The sequence below is a fragment of the Brevundimonas sp. Root1423 genome (assembly GCF_001426805.1).
In genome coordinates this window covers 1-1,687 of record NZ_LMFL01000087.1, presented here as the reverse complement: position 1 = coordinate 1,687, position 1,687 = coordinate 1, and the positions used below count along the sequence as shown (strand labels likewise).

The window sequence follows — 1,687 nt, the reverse complement described above, 5'->3', positions numbered from 1 at the left end:
GTATGTCCTCATCGCCTCAGTGTCGGACATCCTCGTCACGGTCGTGGGCTGAAGTCCTTCAAGGTCGACAAGCTCGCGGCGCGCCCTTCCCGGCGTAATGGCGTCCAGATCGAATGCGTAGTGCCGGAACCGGAGGTTGTCCTTGCTTGCCCAGAACGCTGAGATGAAGCGCTTAGGTTTCGGTGAACCGAGAAGGGCATAGCGGCGCAGGAGCTTGTCGACGAGCGAATCTAGTCGAGCAAGCTCATGAAGGGCGTCTACCCGATTGTAATAGCGGATCCAGCCGCGTGCGTATCCGTCAATCACGCACCCACCTATGAGGAGGTCAAGGCGCCAAAGGAGCCGCTTCCTCTCTCGATCTGCTTGAGGGTCGACCAGCGTTTTACCTGCCTGCGAGATGAGCCTTGCAAGTTGGCTCTCGATCTTTCGGATACCAGCATCAGAAACGTTAACCGACCGTCCGTTAAACTGATACCCCAAATACTGGAATCCCGATGAGATCCGACCTTCCTCGCACTTGCCAGGAGTGCCTAAAGGGTGCGTCGAGAGTCCAATCGATCGAAGATCATTTTGCATTCCTGTTAATGAAGCCGGAGCGCCGGAACTGAGTACAAGGATGTCGTCTACATAGCGAAAATAGGCTCTGGACTTATGCTGAAGGTCAAAATCGCTGAGGTAAAGTTCGGCAAGTAGCGATGAGATGGAGAGTCCAAGTGGTAGGCCCGAGGACGCTGATGTGAGGCCGNGTTGGGTTCCGCAACGCGCGATCAATCAGATCAAGCAGCCGATCGGTCCGAACCTGGCGCCGGACGCGCCGAAGGAGCACATCGTGCTGGATCGAGCCGAAATAATCTTGGATATCGATCTTCAGGTAATGGCTGTAAGCACCAGAGTTGACCGCATCGACGACCCGGTTGATTTTGCGCTGAGGTGGTTCAGGGCCCCTGTGGAGGTAGACGTCAGCGAGGCAGTCCTTCATCGCGGATAGGGCGAGCCGATCCCGGACGGTGGGGATGGCGAAAACTCTTGGAGGGCGGTCTCGACCCCTCGAGGCGAGACCTTCACGATAGTTCGTGAAGCGAAACTTTCCGGCTCGCATTGCGCTCGAGACCTCTTTGACCAACAGCTCTTGGCGGCTTCTGGACCATTCGTCGACCGAACTCGGAACGATGCCATCGAGGCCGACACCGTGCGAGCTGGGCACGCTGCTTAGCAGACGGTGACGTAGTGCCCGTTGGGTCGTCCTGGATCTGAATGCGGCATTTGCCTGAACGTTCATCGCAAGAGGTCGAGAGCAATTTTTCCGAGCCAGAGGAGACTCGCCAGCGTTATGAGAATTGGCAATGCTGTCAGCAGCCCCTGCCGGAAGCGCGCCTCATTTTGAAGCTTCCTATCTCGCGCTTCATTGTCGCCTTCGCGAATCGTCATCGCTCGATAAAAATCTAGCGGTGTGTGATTCTCAGACTTATCGAGCGCGTCCTGATACGACGCGTTTAGGTTCAAGCAATCATGCTGTGTCGCGAGCTTGCCGCCACGGACTTGCCAGACTTCTGCCTCGGAAGAAACTTTCTGTATGGCCCGAAAGCTATGAAAGAGGTCTCGCGATCGGCTCTCATATTTGAGCACGGCAACAATTAAGGACAGCACAAGTGTGATTACGGAGAAAAGAGCCGCACCAACGTCCGAG

Annotated in this window: 2 protein-coding genes and 1 pseudogene; all 3 read right to left on the bottom strand. The window is 55.9% G+C overall.

What is annotated here, in order from left to right:
- A partial coding sequence (locus ASD25_RS32725) for a group II intron maturase-specific domain-containing protein (RefSeq protein ID WP_235562918.1) occupies positions 1-306 on the bottom strand: 306 nt, incomplete at its 3' end.
- A 171-nt stretch (positions 307-477) separates the two neighbouring features.
- A pseudogene (locus tag ASD25_RS33500) lies at positions 478-745 on the bottom strand (RNA-directed DNA polymerase); the annotation flags it as partial.
- Positions 746-1,275: 530 nt separating this feature from the next.
- Positions 1,276-1,687 (bottom strand): hypothetical protein (locus tag ASD25_RS31125; RefSeq protein ID WP_162252110.1); only part of this gene is annotated, 412 nt, incomplete at its 5' end.